This window comes from Burkholderia sp. SRS-W-2-2016 (assembly GCF_001931485.1).
Classification (GTDB): domain Bacteria; phylum Pseudomonadota; class Gammaproteobacteria; order Burkholderiales; family Burkholderiaceae; genus Paraburkholderia.
Genome location: NZ_MSDV01000050.1, coordinates 31,363 through 54,054 on the forward strand (window position 1 = coordinate 31,363; position 22,692 = coordinate 54,054).

Annotated in this window: 28 protein-coding genes; 1 reads left to right on the forward strand and 27 read right to left on the reverse strand. The window is 65.2% G+C overall.

Going from position 1 to position 22,692, the window contains the following annotated elements:
* Positions 1-132 precede the first annotated feature (132 nt).
* Positions 133-879, reverse strand: coding sequence for a Nif3-like dinuclear metal center hexameric protein (locus BTH42_RS21490; protein ID WP_075303190.1), 747 nt, complete (start codon positions 877-879; stop codon positions 133-135).
* A 19-nt stretch (positions 880-898) separates the two neighbouring features.
* On the opposite strand from BTH42_RS21490, the gene BTH42_RS21495 reads away from it, so the two are divergent.
* Positions 899-2,122 carry a Do family serine endopeptidase gene (locus BTH42_RS21495; protein ID WP_075303192.1) on the forward strand — a complete coding sequence of 408 codons (1,224 nt, stop codon included), beginning with the start codon at positions 899-901 and terminating at the stop codon, positions 2,120-2,122.
* A gap of 160 nt (positions 2,123-2,282) precedes the next feature.
* Here the strand turns inward: BTH42_RS21495 and tatC are convergent, their stop codons facing one another.
* The 26 genes from tatC to BTH42_RS21625 all read right to left on the reverse strand — a co-directional run bounded on the left by tatC (position 2,283) and on the right by BTH42_RS21625 (position 22,667).
* Positions 2,283-3,065 carry a twin-arginine translocase subunit TatC gene (gene tatC / locus BTH42_RS21500; protein ID WP_075303194.1) on the reverse strand — a complete coding sequence of 261 codons (783 nt, stop codon included), beginning with the start codon at positions 3,063-3,065 and terminating at the stop codon, positions 2,283-2,285.
* A gap of 34 nt (positions 3,066-3,099) precedes the next feature.
* The gene (gene tatB / locus BTH42_RS21505; RefSeq protein ID WP_075303196.1) at positions 3,100-3,627 is read right to left on the reverse strand and encodes a Sec-independent protein translocase protein TatB; all 528 of its coding nucleotides are present in this window, start codon (positions 3,625-3,627) and stop codon (positions 3,100-3,102) included.
* A gap of 48 nt (positions 3,628-3,675) precedes the next feature.
* The gene (tatA, locus tag BTH42_RS21510) at positions 3,676-3,915 is read right to left on the reverse strand and encodes a Sec-independent protein translocase subunit TatA (protein WP_075303198.1); all 240 of its coding nucleotides are present in this window, start codon (positions 3,913-3,915) and stop codon (positions 3,676-3,678) included.
* A gap of 297 nt (positions 3,916-4,212) precedes the next feature.
* Entirely contained in the window at positions 4,213-4,578 is a 366-nt protein-coding gene (locus BTH42_RS21515) for a histidine triad nucleotide-binding protein (RefSeq protein WP_075303200.1), read from the reverse strand.
* A 93-nt stretch (positions 4,579-4,671) separates the two neighbouring features.
* Complete coding sequence (locus BTH42_RS21520) at positions 4,672-5,067, reverse strand: hypothetical protein (RefSeq protein WP_075303202.1); 396 nt, start codon at positions 5,065-5,067, stop codon at positions 4,672-4,674.
* A 108-nt stretch (positions 5,068-5,175) separates the two neighbouring features.
* Positions 5,176-5,574: a phosphoribosyl-ATP diphosphatase gene (locus BTH42_RS21525; RefSeq protein WP_075303204.1), complete on the reverse strand. Its 399-nt coding sequence runs from the start codon at positions 5,572-5,574 to the stop codon at positions 5,176-5,178.
* Positions 5,571-5,981, reverse strand: coding sequence for a phosphoribosyl-AMP cyclohydrolase (gene hisI / locus BTH42_RS21530; RefSeq protein ID WP_075303205.1), 411 nt, complete (start codon positions 5,979-5,981; stop codon positions 5,571-5,573). The genes BTH42_RS21525 and hisI overlap by 4 nt, the downstream gene beginning before the upstream one ends.
* Position 5,982: 1 nt before the next feature.
* Positions 5,983-6,756, reverse strand: a complete 774-nt coding sequence (gene hisF / locus BTH42_RS21535; protein ID WP_075303206.1) for an imidazole glycerol phosphate synthase subunit HisF — start codon at positions 6,754-6,756, stop codon at positions 5,983-5,985.
* A gap of 195 nt (positions 6,757-6,951) precedes the next feature.
* Complete coding sequence (hisA, locus tag BTH42_RS21540) at positions 6,952-7,704, reverse strand: 1-(5-phosphoribosyl)-5-[(5-phosphoribosylamino)methylideneamino]imidazole-4-carboxamide isomerase (protein ID WP_075303207.1); 753 nt, start codon at positions 7,702-7,704, stop codon at positions 6,952-6,954.
* 181 nt (positions 7,705-7,885) lie between these two features.
* Positions 7,886-8,527: an imidazole glycerol phosphate synthase subunit HisH gene (gene hisH / locus BTH42_RS21545; protein WP_075303208.1), complete on the reverse strand. Its 642-nt coding sequence runs from the start codon at positions 8,525-8,527 to the stop codon at positions 7,886-7,888.
* A gap of 191 nt (positions 8,528-8,718) precedes the next feature.
* Positions 8,719-9,306, reverse strand: a complete 588-nt coding sequence (gene hisB / locus BTH42_RS21550; RefSeq protein WP_075303209.1) for an imidazoleglycerol-phosphate dehydratase HisB — start codon at positions 9,304-9,306, stop codon at positions 8,719-8,721.
* A gap of 63 nt (positions 9,307-9,369) precedes the next feature.
* Entirely contained in the window at positions 9,370-10,440 is a 1,071-nt protein-coding gene (hisC, locus tag BTH42_RS21555; RefSeq protein WP_075303210.1) for a histidinol-phosphate transaminase, read from the reverse strand.
* A gap of 363 nt (positions 10,441-10,803) precedes the next feature.
* Entirely contained in the window at positions 10,804-12,138 is a 1,335-nt protein-coding gene (gene hisD, locus BTH42_RS21560) for a histidinol dehydrogenase (protein ID WP_075303211.1), read from the reverse strand.
* A 58-nt stretch (positions 12,139-12,196) separates the two neighbouring features.
* Positions 12,197-12,898, reverse strand: a complete 702-nt coding sequence (hisG, locus tag BTH42_RS21565; RefSeq protein ID WP_075303212.1) for an ATP phosphoribosyltransferase — start codon at positions 12,896-12,898, stop codon at positions 12,197-12,199.
* Positions 12,895-14,157 carry a UDP-N-acetylglucosamine 1-carboxyvinyltransferase gene (gene murA, locus BTH42_RS21570; protein ID WP_075303213.1) on the reverse strand — a complete coding sequence of 421 codons (1,263 nt, stop codon included), beginning with the start codon at positions 14,155-14,157 and terminating at the stop codon, positions 12,895-12,897. Before murA ends, hisG begins: the two co-directional genes overlap by 4 nt.
* Positions 14,158-14,269: 112 nt before the next feature.
* Positions 14,270-14,509: a BolA family protein gene (locus BTH42_RS21575; RefSeq protein WP_075303214.1), complete on the reverse strand. Its 240-nt coding sequence runs from the start codon at positions 14,507-14,509 to the stop codon at positions 14,270-14,272.
* 15 nt (positions 14,510-14,524) lie between these two features.
* Entirely contained in the window at positions 14,525-15,289 is a 765-nt protein-coding gene (locus BTH42_RS21580; protein ID WP_075303215.1) for an ABC transporter permease, read from the reverse strand.
* On the reverse strand, positions 15,286-16,218 hold the full coding sequence (locus BTH42_RS21585; RefSeq protein ID WP_075303216.1) for an ABC transporter ATP-binding protein: 933 nt from the start codon (positions 16,216-16,218) through the stop codon (positions 15,286-15,288). Before BTH42_RS21585 ends, BTH42_RS21580 begins: the two co-directional genes overlap by 4 nt.
* A gap of 189 nt (positions 16,219-16,407) precedes the next feature.
* Positions 16,408-16,701 (reverse strand): lipid asymmetry maintenance protein MlaB, encoded by a 294-nt coding sequence (locus BTH42_RS21590; RefSeq protein WP_075303217.1) that lies wholly within the window; start codon positions 16,699-16,701, stop codon positions 16,408-16,410.
* On the reverse strand, positions 16,698-17,330 hold the full coding sequence (locus BTH42_RS21595) for a phospholipid-binding protein MlaC (protein ID WP_075303218.1): 633 nt from the start codon (positions 17,328-17,330) through the stop codon (positions 16,698-16,700). Before BTH42_RS21595 ends, BTH42_RS21590 begins: the two co-directional genes overlap by 4 nt.
* Before the next feature lie 114 nt (positions 17,331-17,444).
* A complete protein-coding gene (locus tag BTH42_RS21600; protein WP_075303219.1) occupies positions 17,445-18,452 on the reverse strand; it encodes a VacJ family lipoprotein in 1,008 nt (335 codons plus the stop codon).
* 11 nt (positions 18,453-18,463) lie between these two features.
* Positions 18,464-18,982 carry an outer membrane lipid asymmetry maintenance protein MlaD gene (gene mlaD, locus BTH42_RS21605; protein WP_075303280.1) on the reverse strand — a complete coding sequence of 173 codons (519 nt, stop codon included), beginning with the start codon at positions 18,980-18,982 and terminating at the stop codon, positions 18,464-18,466.
* Positions 18,983-19,070: 88 nt separating this feature from the next.
* Positions 19,071-19,838, reverse strand: a complete 768-nt coding sequence (gene mlaE, locus BTH42_RS21610; RefSeq protein ID WP_075303220.1) for a lipid asymmetry maintenance ABC transporter permease subunit MlaE — start codon at positions 19,836-19,838, stop codon at positions 19,071-19,073.
* On the reverse strand, positions 19,835-20,656 hold the full coding sequence (locus BTH42_RS21615) for an ABC transporter ATP-binding protein (RefSeq protein ID WP_075303281.1): 822 nt from the start codon (positions 20,654-20,656) through the stop codon (positions 19,835-19,837). Before BTH42_RS21615 ends, mlaE begins: the two co-directional genes overlap by 4 nt.
* Before the next feature lie 95 nt (positions 20,657-20,751).
* Positions 20,752-21,855, reverse strand: a complete 1,104-nt coding sequence (gene thiE, locus BTH42_RS21620) for a thiamine phosphate synthase (RefSeq protein ID WP_075303221.1) — start codon at positions 21,853-21,855, stop codon at positions 20,752-20,754.
* A complete protein-coding gene (locus BTH42_RS21625; RefSeq protein ID WP_075303222.1) occupies positions 21,852-22,667 on the reverse strand; it encodes a thiazole synthase in 816 nt (271 codons plus the stop codon). Before BTH42_RS21625 ends, thiE begins: the two co-directional genes overlap by 4 nt.
* Positions 22,668-22,692 lie beyond the last annotated feature (25 nt).

The window sequence follows — 22,692 nt, forward strand, 5'->3', positions numbered from 1 at the left end:
GATTGCCAAAAACCGTGCGAAGCCCTTGATAACTCAGGGTTTGTCCGTAGCCGATCGCAAACTTTTTCGCACCTTCTTTTAAGTGTTTTCTACGCTATTCGTGCGTTTTTCTGCGTTAATGCAATGCGCAATTCAAACCGGATTAGGAATATCGATAAACAGGTGTTCGATATCGAACGATTCGGACAGATGTTTGCCGACCGCCTGCACGCCGAAGCGCTCGGTCGCGTGGTGGCCGGCCGCGAGAAACGCGACGCCGCTTTCCGCCGCCGTATGCATCACCGACTCCGACACCTCGCCGGTCACGTAGACATCGGCGCCCGCGTTGATCGCCGCGTCGAACATTCCCTGCGCGGCGCCGGTGCACCAGCCGACCCGGCGGATCTGGCGGTCCGGGTCGCCGAACACCAGCGGCTCGCGGCCGAGCGTGTGCGCGATCTCCGCGGTGAGGTGCGATAGCGTGATCGGCATCGGCATCGTGGCGAGCCAGCCGAGGTCGTTGTCGCCGAAACGCGCGTCGCTGATCCAGCCCATCTTCGCGCCGATCTGCGCGTTGTTGCCGAACTCGGGATGATCGTCGAGCGGCAGGTGATACGCGAACAGGTTCAGGTCGTTGGCGAGCAGCAGTTTCAGACGCGCATGCTTGCGTCCGGTGATCTGCGGCGCCTCGTTGCGCCAGAAGTAGCCGTGATGAACCAGCACGGCGTCCGCGCCCCAGTCGAGCGCGGCTTCGAGAAAGGCCACCGACGCGGTCACGCCGGTCGCCAGCTTGTTGATCCTACGTCGCCCTTCGACCTGTAATCCGTTCGGGCAATAGTCCTTGAAGCGCGCGGTTTCAAGGAGATTGTTCAAGTACAATTCAAGTTCAATCCGATCCATATAAACCTCTTGTCTTCAGATGCTTAGACGCTTCTGGCTGTTATTTGCCCAAGCGGTGACTGTGCTGTTGGCGCTGATGTTCATCATTGCGACGCTCAAACCGCAGTGGCTCCAGCGTCAAGGACAGTTCGGCAGGCAACTCGCCGAACCCATCGTTGCGCTGCGGGAAGTGGCGCCTGGCATCAGCAACGGCCATGCCGAAGCGTCCTATGCGGACGCGGCGCAAAAGGCCATGCCCGCGGTCGTCAACGTGTTCTCCAGCAAAGACGGCTCATTGCCTCCGGACCCACGCGCGAAAGACCCGCTGTTCCGCTACTTCTTCGGCGACCGGAACAACAATCGCAAGCAGCAGGAGCAGCCCGCCTCGAATCTCGGCTCAGGCGTGATAGTGAGTTCGGAAGGTTACATTCTAACGAACCAGCACGTCGTGGACGGCGCCGATCAGATCGAAGTCGCGCTCGCCGACGGCCGCACGACCAGCGCGAAGGTGATCGGCATCGATCCCGAAACCGACCTCGCCGTGCTGAAGGTGAACCTCACCCATCTGCCCACCATTACGCTCGGCCGCGTGGAGCAGGCGCACGTCGGCGACGTGGTGCTCGCGATCGGCAATCCGTTCGGCGTCGGCCAGACCGTGACGATGGGCATCGTCAGCGCGCTCGGGCGCAACCACCTCGGCATCAATACGTTCGAGAACTTCATCCAGACCGACGCGGCGATCAATCCCGGCAACTCGGGCGGTGCGCTGGTCGACGTCGAAGGCAACCTGCTCGGCATCAATACCGCGATCTATTCGCGCTCGGGCGGCTCGCTCGGGATCGGCTTCGCCATTCCGGTGTCGACCGCGCGCAGCGTGCTCGAGAGCATCATCACCACCGGCTCGGTCACGCGCGGCTGGATCGGCGTCGAGCCGCAAGACGTGACGCCGGAAATCGCCGAGTCGTTCGGGCTAGACCAGAAGTCCGGTGCGATCGTCGCGGGCGTGTTGAAGAGCGGCCCCGCGGATCGCGCGGGCATCAAGCCCGGCGACATCCTGATGAGCGTGAACGGCCAGGAAATCACCGACACCACGCGCCTTTTGAACGTGATCGCGCAGATCAAGCCGGGCACCGCCGCGAAGGTGCATCTGGTGCGCAAGGGCCGGCAGATCGATCTGGACGTGACGATCGGCAAGCGCCCGCCGCCGCCGAAGCAGGCGGAAGACGATAGCGGCGGCGACCAGCCGGATGACGAAGGCGGTTGATCGCCGGGCCGAATGGCTTATCGGCGCGGCGCGAGTTAGCTCCAGCTATTTGCGCCGCCACAACCCGCCACAACCGGCAACGAAAAAAGGGCAGTCCGTGATGGACTGCCCTTTTCATTTGCGCATCGGCTCGCATCGGCGTCTACCCACTCGCATCCGCTCACCCCGGCGGCGGACTCGCATCCTCGACCACCGGCGCCCGTTTGCCGACGAACAGACGCGCCGCGATGATCCCCGCCTCGTACAGAATGACCAGCGGCACCGCGAGAATCAGCTGCGAGAACACGTCGGGCGGCGTCACCACGGCCGAAATCACAAACGCGCCGACGATCACATACGGCCGGATCTCCTTGAGCTTCTTCAACGTGACGACGTTCATCCGCACCAGCAGCACGACCACGATCGGCACCTCGAAGGTCACGCCGAACGCGATGAACATGGTGAGCACGAAGCTCAGGTAATTATCGATATCGGTGGTCATCTCCGCGCCGAGCGGCGCGTTGTAATGCGCCATCACGCGGAAGATGGTCGGAAACACGACGAAGTACGCAAACGCCATCCCGCACAGAAACAGCGTGTAGCTGCTCGCGACCAGCGGCACCACGAGTTTCTTTTCATGCTGGTAGAGCCCGGGCGCGACGAACGCCCAGATCTGGTACAGCACTATCGGCAGCGCGATCACGAACGCGACCAGCATGGTCACCTTCATCGGCACGAAGAACGAGCCGGTGACGTCGGTGACGATCATCTTGCCGTCCTTCGGCAGGTTCATCATCAGCGGCCGCGCGAGCAGCCTGAAGATGTCCGGCGCCCAGTACACGAGCCCGATGAACACGACGATCACCGCGAGACCGGCGCGGATGATTCGGTCACGCAATTCGACGAGGTGGGAAATGAAGGTCTCTTCAGCGCCTTCGTTCTGGGATTGCTGGGGGTCGCTCACACCGGCCCTCGGTTAGAGATTGTCGTTCTGCGCATCAGAAGAACCGCGTCGGCCGACGCAGGTTGGCGGGCGTGTGCCGCGCGACGCGCGCGGCGCCCGACTGCACGCGAGTGCGGCGCAGGCTCGCGCGCTTGTACCACGTCGGCGTGGCGCTCTGCTTGACGCGCCAGTTCTTGCGTTTGGCGTTCGCGGCCGGCGTGCTGACCGGCCACGACGAGGTGCCGGCGCTGCCGGCATCCTCGAGCGCGCCGCCGGCGATGCTCGGCGACACCGACGTGCCGCTGTTCCATGCGTCGTTCAGCTCGCCTTCGTGCTTGCGCAGATTATCGTGAACCGCCGTTTCGACATTGGTCGCGGCCTTCTCGAACTCGGTCTTCATGCGCTTGAGTTCGTCGAGTTCGATTTCGCGCGTGACTTCGGCCTTCACGTCGTTGATATAGCGCTGCGCGCGGCCGAACAGCGCGCCGGCCGTGCGAGCCACGCGCGGCAGCCGTTCGGGCCCGAGAACGACCAGCGCGACGACGCCGATCAGCGCCATCTTGGTTAGACCGAGGTCCAGCATGAAATGGGATGTCCGTCAGTAATGCGGAAACGGCGCGGGGGCCGTGGCTTAGCGGAAGTCGCTCGATTGCTGGGTCTTTTCTTTCGCTTCGACGTCGACTGCGCCGTTGCGCGGCAGCTCGCGCTGCTGCGCGTCGCCCGCCGGCGTTTCGGCTTCTTTCATGCCTTCCTTGAAGCCCTTCACCGCGCCGCCCAGGTCGGTGCCGATATTGCGCAGCTTCTTCGTGCCGAACACCAGTGCGACGATCAGCAGAACGATCAACCAATGCCAAATGCTCAACGAACCCATGACTACTCTCCTTGACCCCGACACCGCGTGGCGATGCGGTTAATTTCGTGCGCCTTGCGGCGTAACCTGAAGCGCGCGCGCTTCGTCTCCATCGAATCTCTACGTTACCGCAGGCCGCCTCGCCTCGCTGGCGATCCGGTCACAGGCGACCCTTCAGTCATTGTGGCCGGGCAGCGCGTCGAGCTTATTACACTGCGGTAAAAACAACGGCTGCGCTATTGTCGCCGGCCAAAAACTCACGCGGTCCATGCTCGCTGGTGTCACGCGATGCGCAGCGGACGAACCGCGTTGCCTCGCTCAGCCCATGCGCTGCCAGGGGCGCGGTCCGGCGAGGATATGCGCATGCAGGTGATACACCTCCTGCCCGCCGCCGGGACCGGTATTGATTACCGTGCGAAAGCCCGTCTCGCCGCCGGTGTAGGCGACGCCCAGCTGGGCGGCCAGCCGCGCGGTCAGAATTAACATTCTACCAAGCAGCGGTGCGTCTTCTTCGGTGGTGTTGGACAGTGTCGCGATGTGCTTGCGGGGAATTACCAGCACATGCGTTTCGGCCGCCGGGCGGATGTCGCGGAAGGCGACGAACTCATCGTCTTCATGGACTTTGGTCGACGGAATTTCGCCGGCGGCAATCTTGCAGAAAAGGCAGTTTGGATCGTGACTCATCGTATTCCTGACGCGGTATGACTGAAGCGCGACGCCTCACGCGACGCGGGCCGGCCTGCGAGCCGGCCCGATCAAGGCAGGGCTGCGCGCGGCTCAGACCCAGCCGCGCGGGTTCGCGAACGGCTTGTTATCGTACAGATACAGCCAGCCTTTGATAATACGGTACAACATCCAGATGCTGACAGCCCACAGCACCGGAATGCCGATCAGCACGAGCAGCAGCAACGCGCCGATCGCATAGCCGACGAGGCCCAGCCAGAACGTGCGGATCTGCCATTCGAAGTGCGCTTCGTACGGCGTGCCGGCGACGTCCGGGCGCTTGATGTAGTTGATGATGATCGCGATCAGAATGGTCAGCCCACCGGTCAGCCAGTGGACTGCATAGAGCGCGTACAGCACGTGGGTCAGCGTGCGCAGGCTGCGCTCGCGTTCGGGCTCCAGTGCGTGGCGGTAGGCCGGCGGCGGGTAGCTTCCTTGCGACTGTTCCATGCTAGCGTCCTCCCGAAGATGCGCTTGGGCGAAATATGGGTGCCGGCGCGCGCGACTTCAAGCGGCAACGCCGGGTTGTCAGCCACCGCCGCGGCGCGGCGCGTGTGTTCAGTCGCCGTTCTGCTCGCGCTCGCGGCTCTTGCGCAGCGCCTTTTCCTCGAGACCCGACAGCCCTTCGCGGCGTTCGAGTTCGGCGAGCACGTCGGCCGGGCTCAGCTCGAAATGCGACAGCATCACGAGGCAGTGAAACCACAGGTCCGCGACCTCGCCGACCAGCGCCTTCGGCGCGCCGCCGTGGCGCGTATCCTTCGCGGCCAGCACGACTTCGGTGGCTTCCTCGCCGATCTTCTTCAGGATCGCGTCGTCGCCCTTATGGAACAGGCGCGATACGTATGACAGGTCCGGATCGCCGCCCTTGCGGCCGTCGATCACCGCCGCGAGGCGCAGCAACGTATCCAGCGAGGATGCGGACGAAGCGTCGGACGGGGTCTGCGTGGTTTGCGTCATTTGTAGATATGTTCGGGGTCTTTCAGCACGGGATCGACGGCCTGCCAGTCGCCGTCGTCCACCGAGCCTTCGAATTTCTGGAAAAAGCACGAGTGGCGGCCGGTGTGGCACGCGATGCCCGACACCTGCTCGACCTTCAGCAGCACGACGTCTTCGTCGCAATCGAGCCGCACTTCATGCACGTGCTGCACGTGGCCCGACTCCTCGCCCTTGAACCACAGGCGCTGGCGCGAGCGCGAGAAATACACCGCGCGGCCGGTTTCGACGGTCTTCGCCAACGCTTCGCGGTTCATCCACGCGAACATCAGCACGTCGTTGGTCGTCGCTTCCTGCGCGATCACCGGCACGAGGCCGTTCGCGTCCCACTTGACCTTGTCCAGCCAGTTCACTGCCGACGGATTCGTCACGTTACAACCTCACCGAAATGCCCTGGTCGGCCATGAAGCGCTTGGCCTCGCCGACCGTGTGTTCGCCGTAGTGGAAGATGCTCGCGGCAAGCACCGCGTCCGCGTGACCTTGCGTGATGCCGTCGGCCAGATGCTGCAGATTGCCGACGCCGCCCGACGCGATCACCGACACCGGCACCGCGTCCGACACCGCGCGCGTCAATGCGAGGTCGAAGCCGCTCTTGGTGCCGTCGCGGTCCATGCTGGTCAGCAGGATTTCGCCCGCGCCGAGTTCGGCCATCTTGCGCGCCCATTCGACCGCGTCCAGCCCGGTCGCCTTGCGCCCGCCGTGCGTGAACACTTCCCAGCGCGGCGCTTCGCCGTCGGCCGACACGCGCTTCGCGTCGATCGCGACGACGATGCACTGCGAGCCGTATTTGTCGGTGGCGTCCTTCACCAGTTGCGGATTCGCGACCGCCGACGAGTTCATGCTGATCTTGTCCGCGCCCGCGTTCAGCAGGCGTCGCACGTCTTCGACCGCGCGCACGCCGCCGCCGACCGTCAGCGGAATGAACACCTGCGAGGCAACCGCCTCGATGATCGGCAGGATCAGGTCGCGCTGATCCGAGGTCGCGGTGATGTCGAGGAAAGTGAGTTCGTCGGCGCCCTGATCGTCGTAGCGGCGCGCGATTTCGACCGGATCGCCGGCGTCGCGCAGCTCGACGAAGTTGACGCCCTTCACCACGCGGCCCGCGGTGACGTCGAGACAGGGAATGATGCGTTTAGCTAGAGCCATGATCTTGCAATTCTGCCAATACCGCTGATGAGGCCGCTCGCCACGGGCAAGCGGCACGGTGCCGGCGCGACCGCCTGGGTCGCGCCGCGAGTGAGGTGTCGGCCGGGGGCCGGCGAGACTCCGGACGCGGTGTTCGGCAACGCACGCGGCGGGTGAAGCGCGCCGCGCACTGAGACGGCAAGCCGCCGCTGTGCGTTACGCGTCGTCCGATTCGCGCAGGCGGTCCGCGAGCGTCTGCGCGGCCGCGAAGTCGAGGTCGCCCGAATAGATCGCGCGACCGCAGATCACGCCTTCGATGCCCTCGTCTTCGACTTCGCACAGCGACTCGATATCTGCCAGATTCGACAGACCGCCGCTCGCGATCACCGGAATCTTCACCGCGCGCGCGAGGCGCACGGTCGCTTCGATATTGATACCTTGCAGCATCCCGTCGCGGCCGATGTCGGTGTAGATGATCGACTCGCAGCCGTAGTCCTCGAACTTGCGCGCGAGGTCGGCGACTTCGTGACCGGTCAGCTTGCTCCAGCCGTCGGTCGCAACCTTGCCGTCCTTAGCATCCAGACCGACGATGATGTGGCCGCCGAACGCGGTGCACGCGTCCTGCAGAAAGCCCGGGTTCTTCACCGCCGCGGTGCCGATGATCACGTACGACAGGCCGTCGTCGAGATAGCGTTCGATCGTGTTCAGGTCGCGGATGCCGCCGCCCAGTTGAACCGGGATCTGGCCGCCGACTTCGTCGATGATCGCGCGGATCGCATCGCCGTTTTTCGGCTTGCCGGCAAACGCGCCGTTCAGGTCGACGAGGTGCAGTCGACGCGCGCCGCGGTCGACCCAATGTCGGGCCATTGCCGCCGGTTCCTCGGAGAAAATCGTCGCCTGGTCCATGTCGCCCTGTTTGAGGCGTACACACTGACCATCTTTCAGGTCGATGGCGGGAATCAGCAGCATAGCAATCGGGTGTTGTCTGGGAGTGGGTTGAAGGTCGGCGGCAGCGGCTGGAAAGCCAGCCCGCCAGCACGCCGTTTCGCTAGTTTAGTACAAGTCTTTCGGCGCTCCAGCGGGGCGCCGGTCTGAAACAAGACCGCGCTGGCGCGTTTGTGACGCGCGGCAACGGGATACGGAAAAGCGTTCACGGGTTCCAGTGCACGAAGTTGCGATACACGCGCAAGCCGGCGTCGGCGCTCTTTTCCGGGTGGAATTGGGTGGCGAAGATGTTATCCCGCGCTACCGCCGAGGTAAAGGGCAGCCCGTAGACCGTTTCGCCCGCGGTATGCGCGGCGTTCTCGGGCACCACGTAATAGCTGTGCACGAAGTAGAAGAACGCGTTGTCGGCGACGCCGTCCCACAGCGGATGCGGCTGCGCCTGGCGCACGCGGTTCCAGCCCATCTGCGGGACCTTGAAGCGCGAGCCGTCGTCCTGCACCTGGCCATCGAGCTCGAAGCGCACCACCTTGCCGGGCAACAGACCCAGACCCGGCGTGTCGCCCTCGGCGCTCCAGTCGAACAGCATCTGCTCGCCGACGCACACGCCCATCAGCGGCTTGCTGCGCGACGCCTCGACGACGGCCTCCTGCAGGCCCGATGCGCCGAGACTGCGCATGCAGTCGGGCATCGCGCCCTGGCCGGGCAGCACCACGCGGTCGGCCGCGCGGATCGCTTCCGGACGGTCGACGATCGCGACGTCCGCTTCCGGCGCGGCCTGGCGCAACGCCTGGGCAACCGAACGCAGGTTGCCCATTCCGTAATCCACAATCGCTATCGAAGTTTTCATTTCAGATTTGGCCGCGCGGCCCTCGCTCCATTCCATCGACACCGCCGCGCGGCGTCGAACGGCACTTGCCGGCTCGCACGGAGGCTGGCCGATGGCTCGCTAAAGATGAATGGCGTGAAGGCGCTCGCGGCGATGAAAGACGTTAGAGGCTGATTAAAAGGCTCTGAGTAACAGGCTGATCAACAGGCCGATTAAAGGCTGCCCTTGGTCGACGGAATCTGGCCGGCCGCGCGCTCGTCGAGCTCGCAAGCCATGCGCAGCGCGCGCCCGAATGCCTTGAACACGGTTTCGAGCTGATGGTGCGCGTTGAGGCCGCGCAGATTGTCGACATGCAGCGTCACGCCGGCATGGTTCACGAAGCCGCGGAAAAACTCGATCGACAGGTCGACGTCGAACGTGCCGATGCGCGCGCGCGTGAACGGCACATGGAATTCGAGACCCGGACGGCCGGAGAAATCGATCACGACGCGCGACAGCGCTTCGTCGAGCGGCACGTACGAATGACCGTAGCGGCGAATGCCCTTGCGATCGCCGATCGCCTTCGCGACCGCCATGCCGAGCGTGATGCCGGTGTCTTCGACCGTATGGTGGTCGTCGATGTGCAGGTCGCCATGCGCTTCGATCTCGAGGTCGAACAGCCCGTGGCGGGCGATCTGATCGAGCATGTGGTCCAGGAACGGCACACCGGTGGCCAGCTTCTGCTGACCGGTGCCGTCCAGGTTGATCTTCACACGGATCTGCGTTTCGCTGGTGTTGCGAACGACTTCCGCAAGGCGCATGGTAATTCCTCGAATCTGGCTAGAAAGCGCTAGTAGTGTGGGGGGGATAAACGGCGCGGCCGCTCAGCGAAGCACGAGCTTCAGGCCGGCGAGCAACTGGGCGTTTTCCTCGGGCGAACCGACGGTCAAACGCACGCAATTGGCCAGCAATGGATGCATTTTACTCACGTTTTTGATCAGAACCCGCGCGGTCAGCAGGGTTTCGAACAGCCCGGCCGCGTCCGGCACGCGCACCAGCAGGAAGTTGCCGGCGCTCGGGAACACCTCGGCGCCCGGCAGCGAAGCCACGGCCTGCGCGAGTTTCGTGCGTTCTTCGCGCAATTGCGCGGCCTGCGCATCGAGCACGCCGACGTGGTCGAGCAGGAAATCGGCGGCGGCCTGAGTCAGCACGTTGGTGTTGTACGGCGGCCTCACTTTGTCGAATTCGGTGAGCCACGCGGGCTTGCCGACGAGATACCCGAGCCGGATGCCGGCGAGGCCCAGCTTCGACACCGTGCGCATCACGACCACGTTGTCGAACTCGTCGACGCGCGGCAGCCAGCTTTTCTGCGCGAACGGCTGATACGCCTCGTCGATCACGACAAGGCTGCGAGTCGCCGCGGCAATCAGCCGCTCCATGTCGGCGTCGTCGAATAGCGTGCCGGTCGGGTTGTTCGGATACGCGAGATAGATGATCGCCGGCTCATGCTCGGCGATCGCCGCGAGCATCGCGTCGGTATCGAGGGTGAAGTCGGGCTTCAGCGGCACGCCGACGAACTCGAGGTTCGCGAACTTGGCCGACATCTGATACATGACGAAGCCCGGCACCGGCGCGAGCACCTTCGCGCCCGGCTTCGCGCAGGCCACCGAGAGAATGCTGATGATTTCGTCGGAACCGTTGCCGAGCAGCACGTCGCAGCCGGCCGGCACCCCCATCACGTGACGGATCCGCTCGATCAGCGCTTCCGGGCGCGGTGCCGGATAGCGGTTCAGCGCGACGCCGGCCAGCCGCTCGCCGAGATGCGCGGCCAGTTCCGGCGGCAGCGGGAACGGATTTTCCATCGCGTCGAGCTTGATGAAGCCGGTCGCATCCGGGACCGGATAGCTCGTCATCGCGAGCACGTCGCGGCGGATGATGTCTTGAGGTGTCGTCATAGGTTCGGGGGCCTGGCCGGGTGGAGTGCGCCGGTCCGGCATCGGCGGCATGGGCCGCGCTGGTTGGTCTCTGTTGTCGTTATCGAACGGCTGGGTGACGCGCGCTTCGGTGCGTATGTGTGGCGCTGGGCGGTGCGGCGACTCGGGCTCGGGCTCGAGCTCGGGCCGACGCGGTTCGCGAGCATCGCATCGGCGCTCGCTGTTGCCGGCAAGATTTCGGCGGCTATCGAGCTGGACAGGCTCGATTCGCCGCTTCAGCTAGATGCGACGCCTTCGCCGCCAACACTTCCTTCGCTACCCGCACCGCTTCCGCCGCGAGGCGCCCGCTTCAACCGCATCGAGCGCCGCCGGCGGCCATCCGCATCAACCGCGGTCGTTATTGTTCTGCCGCATCCGGTATTCGGCGCTGCGTGCATGCGCCTGCAGCCCTTCGCCGTAAGCGAGTTCCGCGGCGATCTCGCCGAGCGTCTGCGCACCCTCCGCGCTGACTTCGATCACGCTCGAACGCTTGAAGAAATCATAGACGCCGAGCGGCGACGAGAAACGTGCGGTACGCGACGTAGGCAGCACGTGATTCGGGCCCGCGCAGTAATCGCCGAGGCTCTCGCTGGTGTAGCGGCCCAGGAAGATCGCGCCCGCGTGGCGAATCTGCCGCGCCCACTGATGCGGCTCCAGCGCCGAAATTTCGAGGTGCTCGGGCGCGATGTCGTTGGCGATCGCGCAGGCCTCAGCCATGTCGCGCACCTTGATCAGCGCGCCGCGATTTTCCAGCGACGTGCGGATCACGTCGCGGCGCGGCATGGTCGGCAGCAGTTCGTCGATCGCTTCGTGCACGCGCGCGATGAACGCGTCATCCGGGCACAGCAGAATCGATTGCGCGAGTTCGTCGTGCTCGGCCTGCGAGAACAGGTCCATCGCGACCCAGCGCGGGTCGGTAGTGCCATCGCACAACACGAGGATTTCCGACGGCCCGGCGATCATGTCGATGCCGACCGTGCCGAACACGCGGCGTTTGGCCGACGCGACGTATGCGTTGCCGGGGCCGCAGATCTTGTCCACAGCGGGGATGGTCTGGGTGCCGTACGCGAGCGCGCCGACCGCCTGCGCGCCGCCGATCGTAAACACCCGGTCGACCCCGCCGATCAGCGCCGCAGCCAGCACCAGCGGATTCTTCACGCCGTCGGGCGTCGGCACCACCATCACGATTTCGCGCACGCCGGCGACCCGCGCCGGAATCGCGTTCATCAGCACCGACGACGGATACGCTGCCTTGCCACCCGGCACGTAGATACCCGCGCGATCGAGCGGCGTGACCTTCTGGCCGAGCACCGTGCCGTCGGCTTCCGTGTACTGCCAGCTATGGCTGCCGCATTCGATCTTCTGCTTCTCGTGATAACCGCGCACCCGCGCCGCCGCCGCTTCGAGCGCCGCGCGCCGCTTCGGTTCGAGGCTTTCGAGCGCCGCTTCGAGCTCGGCCATCGGCAGTTCGAGTTCGGCGATGCTTTTCGCATTGATGCGATCGAAGCGGTTCGTGTACTCGAGCACCGCCTCGTCGCCGCGCGCCTTCACGTCGTTCAGAATCTGCGCGACCGATCGCTCGATGGCTTCGTCTTCGCTCGCCTCGAACGCGAGCACCGCGTGCAGCGACTTGTGGAAGTCGGGAGCGGTGGAATCGAGTTTGCGAATCTTGGTAGACATACAGGTATCCGTTTCGGTAAGGCGCGCTTGAGCTGGGTGGTCAGAGTGCCGTGGTCAGTCAGGCGGCCGGAGTGCCGGCTTGCGACGACGCGTTGGCGAACGCGTCGAGAATCGGCCGCAAGGCAGCGCGTTTGAGCTTCAGCGCCGCCTGGTTCACAACGAGGCGCGACGAAATCTGCATGATCTCCTCCACCTCGACAAGATTGTTCGCGCGCAGCGTATTGCCGGAGCTCACGAGGTCGACGATCGCGTCGGCGAGGCCGACCAGCGGCGCCAGTTCCATCGAACCGTACAGCTTGATCAGGTCGACGTGTACCCCCTTGGCGGCAAAATGCTCGCGTGCGGTTTCAACGTACTTGGTCGCGACGCGCAGACGGGCGCCCTGGCGCACCGCATTCGCGTAATCGAAACCCGCGGCCACCGCGACCGACATCCGGCAGCGCGCGATGTCCAGATCGACCGGCTGGTACAGGCCGCTGCCGCCATGCTCGAGCAGCACGTCCTTGCCGGCCACGCCGAAGTCGGCGGCGCCGTATTCGACGTAGGTCGGCACGTCGGTCGCGCGCACGATGATCACGCGCAAGTTCGCGTCAGTGGTCGGCAGGATCAGCTTGCGCGATGTCTCCGGGTCTTCCGCGACTTCGATGCCGGCTGCCGCCAGCAGCGGCAGCGTTTCCTCGAAGATACGCCCTTTCGACAGCGCGAGCGTGAGCGGCGCGCTCACGGCCGGCGACGCCGAGGTTTGCGACATCGTGCTCATACTTCGCTCCCGGACACCCGGCGCACCTTCGCGCCGATTGCGTTGAGCTTGGTTTCCATCCGGTCGTAGCCGCGATCGAGGTGATAGATACGGTCGATCAGCGTCTCGCCGTCGGCGCGCAGCGCGGCGATCACGAGGCTCGCGGACGCGCGCAGATCGGTGGCCATCACCTTCGCGCCGGAGAGTTTGTCGACGCCGGTGACGAGCGCGGTATTGCCGTCGATCGTGATGCTCGCGCCGAGCCGGTTCAGCTCCTGCACGTGCATGAAGCGGTTTTCGAAGATCGTCTCGACGACCTGCGCGGTACCGTCCGCGATCGTGTTCAGCGCCATGAACTGCGCCTGCATGTCGGTCGGGAACGCCGGGTATTCGGAGGTGCGGAACGTGACCGCGGCGGGACGCTTGTCCATCCGCACGCGCATCCAGTCGTCGCCCTCTTCAACCGTCACGCCCGCTTCGCGCAGCTTTTCAGTCACTGCTTCGAGCAGCAGCGGACGCATCTTGCGCAGCGTCACGTCGCCGCCGGCGGCCGCGACCGCGCACAGGAAGGTGCCGGCTTCGATGCGGTCCGGAATCACCGCGTGATGCGCGCCGTGCAGCTTCTCGACGCCCTGGATCACCAGCCGGTCGGTGCCGATGCCATCGATTTTCGCGCCCATCGCGACCAGCAGGTGCGCGAGGTCGACCACTTCCGGCTCGCGCGCGGCGTTCTCGATGACCGTCTCGCCGTCGGCCAGCACCGCCGCCATCAGCAGGTTCTCGGTGCCGGTCACGGTGATCATGTCGGTGACGATGCGCGCACCCTTCAGACGCTTCGCGCGCGCTTCGATGAAGCCGTGCTCGATCGTGATCTCGGCGCCCATCGCCTGCAGGCCCTTGATGTGCTGATCGACCGGCCGCGCGCCGATCGCGCAGCCGCCCGGCAGCGACACGCGCGCATGACCGAAGCGCGCGACCAGCGGGCCGAGCACGAGGATCGACGCGCGCATCGTCTTGACCATTTCGTACGGCGCGACGCAGTTGTCGACCTTCGACGCGTCGAGCGACACGCGCCCGTCGGCCGCCTCGATCCGCACGCCCATCTGGCCGAGCAGCTTGAGCATCGTGCGCACGTCCTGCAGGTCAGGCACGTTCTCCAGATGCACCGGCTCCGCGCTCAGCAGACCCGCGCACAGGATCGGCAACGCCGCGTTCTTCGCACCCGAGACGACGACTTCACCGGAGAGCGGGTAGCCCCCTTCAATGATGAGTTTATCCATGCCTGTCGGTTCCTGATCGGCCCGGTGCTGGTCCGGACCTGGCTTGTCTGTGTTCGGCGCGCCGCTCGCGGCGTCGCGCCCTTCCTGAGTAATTCGCACTAAATTTCCAGAGTTACGCGTTCTGCCATTCGGCGGGCGTCAGCGTCTTCATGCTGAGCGCGTGGATTTCCTCGCGCATGCGGTCGCCGAGCGCCGCGTACACGAGTTGATGGCGCTGGATCGGGCGCTTGCCTTCGAAGCTCGGCGAGACGATCGTCGCAAAGAAATGCTGACCGTCGCCCTCGACTTCGAGATGCTCGCACGCGAGCCCAGCCGCAATGTACTGCTTGACCTGTTCAGGAGTCGGCAACATAAGAGAAGCTCCTCGTCAGTGGCGCAGCTTGTAGCCGGTGGCGAGCATGCGCATCGCGACCACAGCCAGCACCACGAAGAAACCGGCGACGATCGCGAGGCTCACCAGCGGGTCGATATCCGACACCCCGAAGAAACCGTAGCGAAAGCCGTCGATCATGTAGAAAAAGGGATTGAGCCGCGACACCTCGCGCCACACCGGCGGCAGCGTATGGGTCGAATAGAACACGCCCGACAGGAACGTGAGCGGCATGATCAGGAAGTTCTGGAACGCGGCGAGCTGGTCGAACTTCTCGGCCCAGATACCGGCGATCAGACCGAGCGTGCCGAGAATCGCCGCGCCGAAGATCGCGAACAGGATGATGAACAGCGGCGCGGTGAAGCTGACCGGCACGAACCAGATCGTCACGATGAACACGCCGAAGCCGACGCACAGACCGCGCGCGCACGCCGCCAGCACGTAGGCGGCGAACATCTCGTAGTGCGACAGCGGCGGCAGCAGCACGAACACGAGATTGCCGGTGATCTTCGACTGGATCAGCGACGACGAGCTGTTCGCGAACGCGTTCTGCAGCACGCTCATCATCACGAGACCCGGAATCAGGAAGCTCGTGTACTCGACGCCCGGATAAACCTGCACATGGCCGCGCAGCGCGTGGCCGAAGATCGTCAGATAGAGCAGCGCTGTGATGACCGGCGCGAGCACGGTCTGGAACGACACCTTCCAGAAACGCAGCAGTTCTTTGTAAAACAGCGTGCTGAAACCACTGTAGCCGCTCATGCAAGCCCCTCGATCACTTCCGGACCGTTCATCACCTGAACGAATACGTCTTCGAGGTCGGCCTTGCGGACCTCGATTTCTTCGAATGTACAACCGGCCGCGCGACACTGCGCGAGGATGCGCTCGACCTCGTCGTAGCTGGTCAGTCGCAGCAGATGCTGGCGGCCGTTGCCGTTGCCTGCGCCGCTTTCCACCTCGAGCGGACGCAGCTCGGCGGGCAGCACGCCCTGCGCGAAGCGCACGAACAGCTGCATCCCGGCGAAGCGCTGCAGCAGCGTGCTGGTGCGCTCGAGCGCGACCACCTCGCCACGGCGCAGCATCGCGATGCGGTCGCACAGCGATTCGGCTTCTTCCAGATAGTGAGTGGTCAGCACGATCGTGTGACCTTCGCGGTTCAGACGCGAGATGAACTTCCACAGCGTCTGGCGCAGTTCGACGTCGACGCCGGCGGTCGGTTCGTCGAGCACGATCACCGGCGGCCGGTGCACCAGCGCCTGGGCGACCAGCACGCGGCGCTTCATGCCGCCCGACAGCGCGCGCATGTTGGCGTCGGCTTTGTCGGTCAGATCGAGATTGGCCATGATCTCGTCGATCCACGCGTCGTTGTTGCGCAGCCCGTAGTAGCCGGACTGGATACGCAGCGTTTCGCGCACCGTGAAGAACGGATCGAACACGAGTTCCTGCGGCACCACGCCGAGCGCGCGACGCGCATTGCGGAAATCGCCGACGACGTCGTGACCGCGCACCGCGATGCTGCCTTCGTCGGCGCGCGCGAGACCCGCGAGGATGCTGATGAGCGTCGTCTTGCCCGCGCCGTTCGGACCAAGCAGTCCGAAGAACTCGCCTTCTTCGACCGTGAGGCTGACGCCCTTGAGCGCCTGCAAGTCCTTGTAGCGCTTCTTGACGTTACGAATTTCTATGGCTGACATGACTATGGGCCGCGTGCGTCGCGGCGCCTAAAGTAGCCCCGATGGAGCGTGGGGACGAGCAAATGCTGGAAGAAACGGAAATCGAGGCCGATTCGGGGCCAGTTCAACGCCCCAAAAAAACGTTTGATTATAGGGCAAAAACTGAGACCCCCGGCCAGGCCGGAAGGGGGAGACGACGCTAGATGAGCGTCAATGTCGCGCCGACAGAAGAGTATCGACGCCGTAGGCTTGCGCGAGGCTGGCGAGACCAGCCGGCAGATTGACGATTTCGAATTTGACGCCGCGCGCGCCGGCTGCCCGCACCCACGCGAGCAGCACCGCGAGCGCGGACGAATCGAACTGCGTGAGCGGCGCGCAATCGACGCCGCCCGCACCCGCCGCGATACGTTGCAGACCCGCCGCGAGCGCGGCCTTCGCGCTCTCGTGGGTCAGCGTCGCGCCGCTGTCGAAGCGATTCGCGACCGGGCTCAGCACTTCGCTCACGACTGCTTGCCCGCGGCGAGTTGCTGGTTACGCTGGGTCAGGAACTGGATCAGCCCGTCCACGCCCTTCTGCTGGACCTGTTCGTTGAACTGCTGCTGATATGCCTGGATCAGCCACGCGCCGAGCACGTTGATGTCGTACACGCGCCAGCCTTGCGGGGTCTTGTACAGACGGTAGTCGAGCTGGATCGGCTGGCCGTTGTTCATCACCACCGAGCGCACCACCGTGTCGGTGTCTTCCGGGTTCATGCGGAACGGCTTGTACTGGATCTGCTGGTCGCGCACCTGAGCAAGCGCGCCCGAGTACGTACGGATCAGCAGCATCTTGAACTGCTCGACCAGTTGGTCCTGCTGCTGCGGCGTCGCGCTGCGCCAGTTGCGGCCCATCGCGAGCTGCGTGGTGCGGCGGAAATCGGTGTACGGCAGGATCTTTTCGTTGACCAGACGCGTGATGTGCGAAATGTCGCCCTGCTGGATCGACTTGTCGCCGCGGATCTGGTCCATCACCTGCTGGGTGACGGTCTTGATCAACGCGTCCGGCTGGCTGGTGTCGACGGTTTGTGCCGATGCGCCGCCGCTCACGAACGAGAACAACGCGGCAAACAACGGAATCAGGAAGAATTTTTTCATATCAAGCTTTGCCTCAAAAATGGTGCAACAGGTTGGACCGACCTTATCACGCGAGTTCGACAGCAATCCATGCGCAAACTGCGAGAGTCGTATCGATCTGTTACGGCTGCACGCTCAATGCAATCTGAAGGACGGGAAATTGAAACGCGTCGGCGGTACGAGCTGGCCGGCCGGGATCTGCGTGTTGGCCGGATTGCCACTCGTGTCCGTCGGTCCCGCCGCGCTGCCGGAGGCGGCCTCGGGTGCCGAAGCGCCCTGAGCCGGCGTGGCCGCCACCGCGCCGGAGGCCGGCGCCGCCTGCGCAGCACCCGGCGTTCCCGCTGTGCCGGCGGCCGCACCGGCGCCCGCATCTTCGTCGTACTTCGGCAGCGGTGCTTCCTCGTCGTAGCTCGGCAGCTCCTGCGGCGTCCGCCGGTTGTTCGACAGCAGATACTGGCGACGCTGCAGATACGCGTTACGCACGAACGAGTATTTATCGAGCGCCGCGCCTTCCAGCACGTCGCTCGCGCCGAGCAGGTTGGCGCGCGTGTTGACCACGTTCAGCCCGTACAGCGCCCAGCTCAGGCCCGGCGGATCGATGTAGCTGATCGGGTTCACGTAGTAGTTGCCGAGCGAGCCGACCGCGTCACGCACCGTGCTCGGGCCGAACAGCGGCAGCACCAGGTACGGGCCCGCCGGCACGCCGTAGTGGCCGAGCGTCAGACCGAGGTCGTTCTCGTGCTTGGGCAGCTTCGCGAGCGTCGCGACGTCGAACAGGCCGCCGACCCCGAACACCGTGTTGATCACGATCCGCATCACGTCCGACACGCCGTCGGCGATCCGCAGCTGCAGCAGGTTGTTGGCGGCGATGTAGACGTCGCCGATGTTCGAGAAGAAGTTCGTCACGCTGTCGCGCACCGGCTGCGGGGTCGCCCACACGTAGCCCTTCGCGACCGGCTTCAGCGCGTACTGGTCGATCTTGTCGTTGACGGTGAAGATGGTCCGGTTCAGGCCTTCGAACGGGTCGCCCTTGGTCGGTGTCGGCACGGTCGAGCAACCGGCCAGCAGCGCCGCCGCCACCGCGACCTTGCCGAACTGAACCGCGCACGCTCCGAGGCGCGCGCCCTGCGGTGTGGTCTGCATTGTTGTTCTCCTTATTGGCTGGCGGCGCCAGCGGCAGGCGCAGCGGGCGCCGGCGCGGCAGGCTTCGCCGCGCCCGAATCCGCGGCCTTGCTATACAGGAACTGACCGATCAGATTCTCCAGCACGATCGCCGATTGCGTCATCGCGATCGTATCGCCCGCTTTCAACATTTCCGTGTCACCGCCCGGCTCCAGCCCAATGTACTGCTCCCCGAGCAGGCCCGAGGTCAGAATTTTCGCCGAAGTGTCCTTCGGAAACTGGAACTGCTTGTCGATATCGATCGTGACCAGCGCCTGGTATGCGTTGCTGTCGAAGCCGATCGACGCGACCCGGCCGACCGTCACGCCCGCGCTCTTGACCGGCGCGCGCGGCTTCAGCCCGCCGATATTGTCGAACTTGAGCTTGACCGGGTACGTTGCCTGGAACGACAACGAGCTCATGTTGCCGGCCTTCAGCGCGAGAAACAGCAGCGCGACGAACCCCAGCACCACGAACAGGCCGACCCAGAAGTCGAGAGCATTCTTTTTCATCGTCATCCTAAAGTGAAGCCGCCGCGCCGCCGCTTGCCGCCGTACGCGGCGCATCATGCGCCGCCGGCAGCCGGCGCGCTGCGCGGTCTTAGCTGAACATCAGCGCGGTCAGCAGAAAATCGAGTCCGAGCACCGCGAGCGACGCGTACACGACCGTGCGGGTCGTCGCGCGCGACACGCCTTCCGGCGTCGGCTTCGCTTCGTAGCCCTGAAACAGCGCGACGAAGGTCACCGCGAGGCCGAACACCACGCTCTTGATCACCCCGGCGCCGATATCGCGCCACACGTCGACGCCGCCCTGCATCTGCGACCAGAACGCGCCGGCATCGACGCCGATCAGCAGCACGCCGACCACGTAACCGCCCAGAATACCGACCGCGCTGAAAATCGCCGCGAGGATCGGCATCGAGATGATGCCCGCCCACAGGCGGGGCGCGATCACGATCTTGACCGGATCGACCGCCATCATTTCCATTGCGGTGAGCTGCTCGCCGGCCTTCATCAGACCGATTTCGGCGGTCAGCGAGGTGCCCGCGCGACCGGCGAACAGCAGCGCGGTCACGACCGGCCCAAGCTCGCGCACCAGCGACAGCGCGACCAGCAGCCCGAGCGCCTGTTCGGAGCCGTAGCGGTTCAGCGTGTAATAGCCCTGCAGACCGAGCACGAAGCCGACGAACAGCCCCGACACCGCGATGATCACCAGCGAATAATTACCGACGAAGTGGATCTGCTTCGTGACAAGACGCGGCCGGCGCAACAACGGGAAAAATTCCAGCACCAGCCGGATAAAGAAACGGGTCGCGTAGCCGGCGGTGCCGAGCCCGCTCAACACCGAGCGACCGATCGTACTGATCATGACTGGCCTCCGCCGATGCCGAAATCCGCGGCGAGCGGCGTTTTGGTCGGGTAATGGAAACGGAACGGGCCGTCCGGCGCGCCGTCGATGAACTGCCGCACGGTCGGATCGGTCGACGCGCGCAACTCGTCCGGCGTGCCCTCGGCGAGCACCCCGCCGTTGGCAAGGAAGTACACGTAGTCCGCGATCGCGAACGATTCCGGCACGTCGTGCGTGACCAGGATAGAGGTCGCGCCGAGCGCCTGGTTCAGCGTGCGGATCAGATTGGCGGTGATGCCGAGCGAGATCGGGTCGAGACCGGCGAACGGTTCGTCGTACATCATCAACCCGGGATCGAGCGCGATGGCGCGCGCCAGCGCGACCCGCCGCGCCATGCCGCCCGAAATCTCCGACGGCAGCAGGTCGCGCGCGCCGCGCAGCCCAACCGCGTTGAGCTTCATCAGCACGAGGTCGCGCAGCAGTTCTTCGGGGAGATCGGTGTGTTCGCGCAGCGCAAAGGCGACGTTTTCGAACACCGACATGTCGGTAAACAAAGCGCCGAACTGGAACAGCATGCCCATCTTGCGGCGCAGCGCGTACAGGCCTTCACGCGTCTGGCCGCCGATGTCCTGGCCTTCGAACAGCACCTGGCCGCGCTGCGCGCGTACGAGGCCGCCGATCAGTCGCAGCACGGTCGTCTTGCCGCAACCCGAGCCGCCCATGACCGCGACGACCTGACCGCGCCGGAAGCGCAGATTCAGATTCGACAGGACGAGCCGGTCGCCGTAACCGAAGTCGACGTCGCGCAGCTCGAGGAGGGTCTCAGCGGAGGAAGGCACCAAACTGACAATCCTTTTACAGGGAAGGCCGAATTATAGGGCCACCCTGAAAATGCTGCCGTGAGGTGTCCCTTACCTTTAACCAAGCCTGAAGATTATTGCGTAAACGCGTGTTGCAGCGCAGAAACGGCGGCGGCCGGATCGGCCGCTTCGGTCACCGCGCGCACCACCGCCGCACAGCCGACGCCGGTCGCGAGCACGTCCGGCAGCACCTGCAGATCGATACCGCCGATCGCGACCAGCGGCACCACGCCTTCGAGCAGACGCACGTAGCGCGCGAGCCGCTTCAGTCCCTGCGGCGCGGTCGGCATCACCTTGGTGGTGGTCGGGAACACCGCGCCCAGCGCGATGTAACTCGGACGGAAGTGCAGCGCCTTCAGCATCTCGTAGAAGCCGTGCGTCGACAGTCCGAGGCGGATGCCCGCGTCGGCAAGCGCGGCCAGATCGGCCGTATGTACGTCTTCCTGACCGAGGTGGACGCCGTACGCACCGGCTTCCAGCGCCGCGCGCCAGTGATCGTTGATGAACACCTGGGCGTCGTGCGCGCGGCCGGCGGCCACGCTGCGGGCGATTTCGCGCTTCAGCTCGTCGACCGGTTCAGCCGCCTTGTGGCGCAGTTGCACCGTCTTCACGCCGAAGCCGACCACCCGCTCGACCCACTCCGCGCTCGGTAGCACCGGGTACAGGCCCAGTTTGTCCGGGCAGCGCGGGAACGCCTGCGCCGGCGCGGCCGGCAGGCCCAACAGACGCGGGAAGCGCGCGAGGTCGGACGGGAATGCGTCGTCGGCGCGGGTTTCGTCGCCGTCGCGCCACGCGAGCGCGAGCACCAGCGCGTCGTGCGGATCGAAACCGCAGTCGAGGAACGCGGCCAGCGCGGCGAGCCAGTCTTCCGCCGGATGGCCTTCCAGCGGGTACTTTTCGCCGCCCAGATGCAGCGTCGCGCGATTCTCGGCGGCTTCGAGCACGCCCGCGCCGTGCGTAAGCCAGCGCGCCATCTGCTCGCCGTGCTGCTGCGCATCGGCGATCACGATCAGGTCGCCGCCGTTCGGCTGATCCGGCGCGGTCAGGCAGATGCGCCACGGCGCGTGGGTAGGCGGCCAGTCGCCCAGGCGCGCGCGGATGCGCTCGGCCGCTTCGGTCAGTTCGTCGGCCGGCGGCCAGAACAGGTCGCGGTCTTTCAACGTCAGAGTCTGTGTCATGCTGCGCTCTCATCCTGATGCCAGAACGGCATGCCGACCACCGGCGTGCTCGCGTGCGCGCTCTCGCGCTCGGCCATCGGCCCGGCCAGATAAGCCTGACGGCCCGCCTCGACGCCCAGCGCGAACGCGCGCGCCATCGCGTCGGGGTGCGTGGCCTGCGACACCGCGGTGTTCAGCAGCACGCCGTCGAAGCCCCACTCCATCACCTGCGCCGCGTGCGACGGCACGCCGAGCCCGGCGTCGACGATCAGCGGCACGTCCGGCAGCCGCTCGCGCAGCACCCGCAAGCCATACGGATTGATCACGCCCTTGCCCGTGCCGATCGGCGCGCCCCACGGCATCAGCGCCTCGCAGCCGGCATCGAGCAGACGGCGGCCGATCACCAGGTCTTCGGTGCAATACGGCAGCACCTTGAAGCCGTCCTTGACGAGCTGCGCGGCAGCTTCGATCAGGCCGACCGGGTCGGGCTGCAGCGTGTAGTCGTCGCCGATCAGTTCGAGTTTGATCCAGTCGGTCTCGAAAATTTCGCGCGCCATGTGCGCGGTCGTCACAGCTTCCGCGACGGTCAGGCAGCCGGCCGTGTTCGGCAGCAGTGGCACGCCGTGGCGCTTGAGCAGATCGAAGAAGCCGGCTTCGGCGTTGCCCTCGTTCATCTGGCGACGCAGCGCGACGGTCACCATGCCGGGGCGCGCCGCGTCGATCGAATCGGACAGCGACTGCAGCGACGGATAGCGCGAGGTGCCGAGCAGCACCCGGCTCGCGAAGGTCTGACCGTATAGCGTGAGTGCGTCGGCGCTCTGTTGAGAAGTCATTTGCATCATCCTGGTTGGCCGTGGC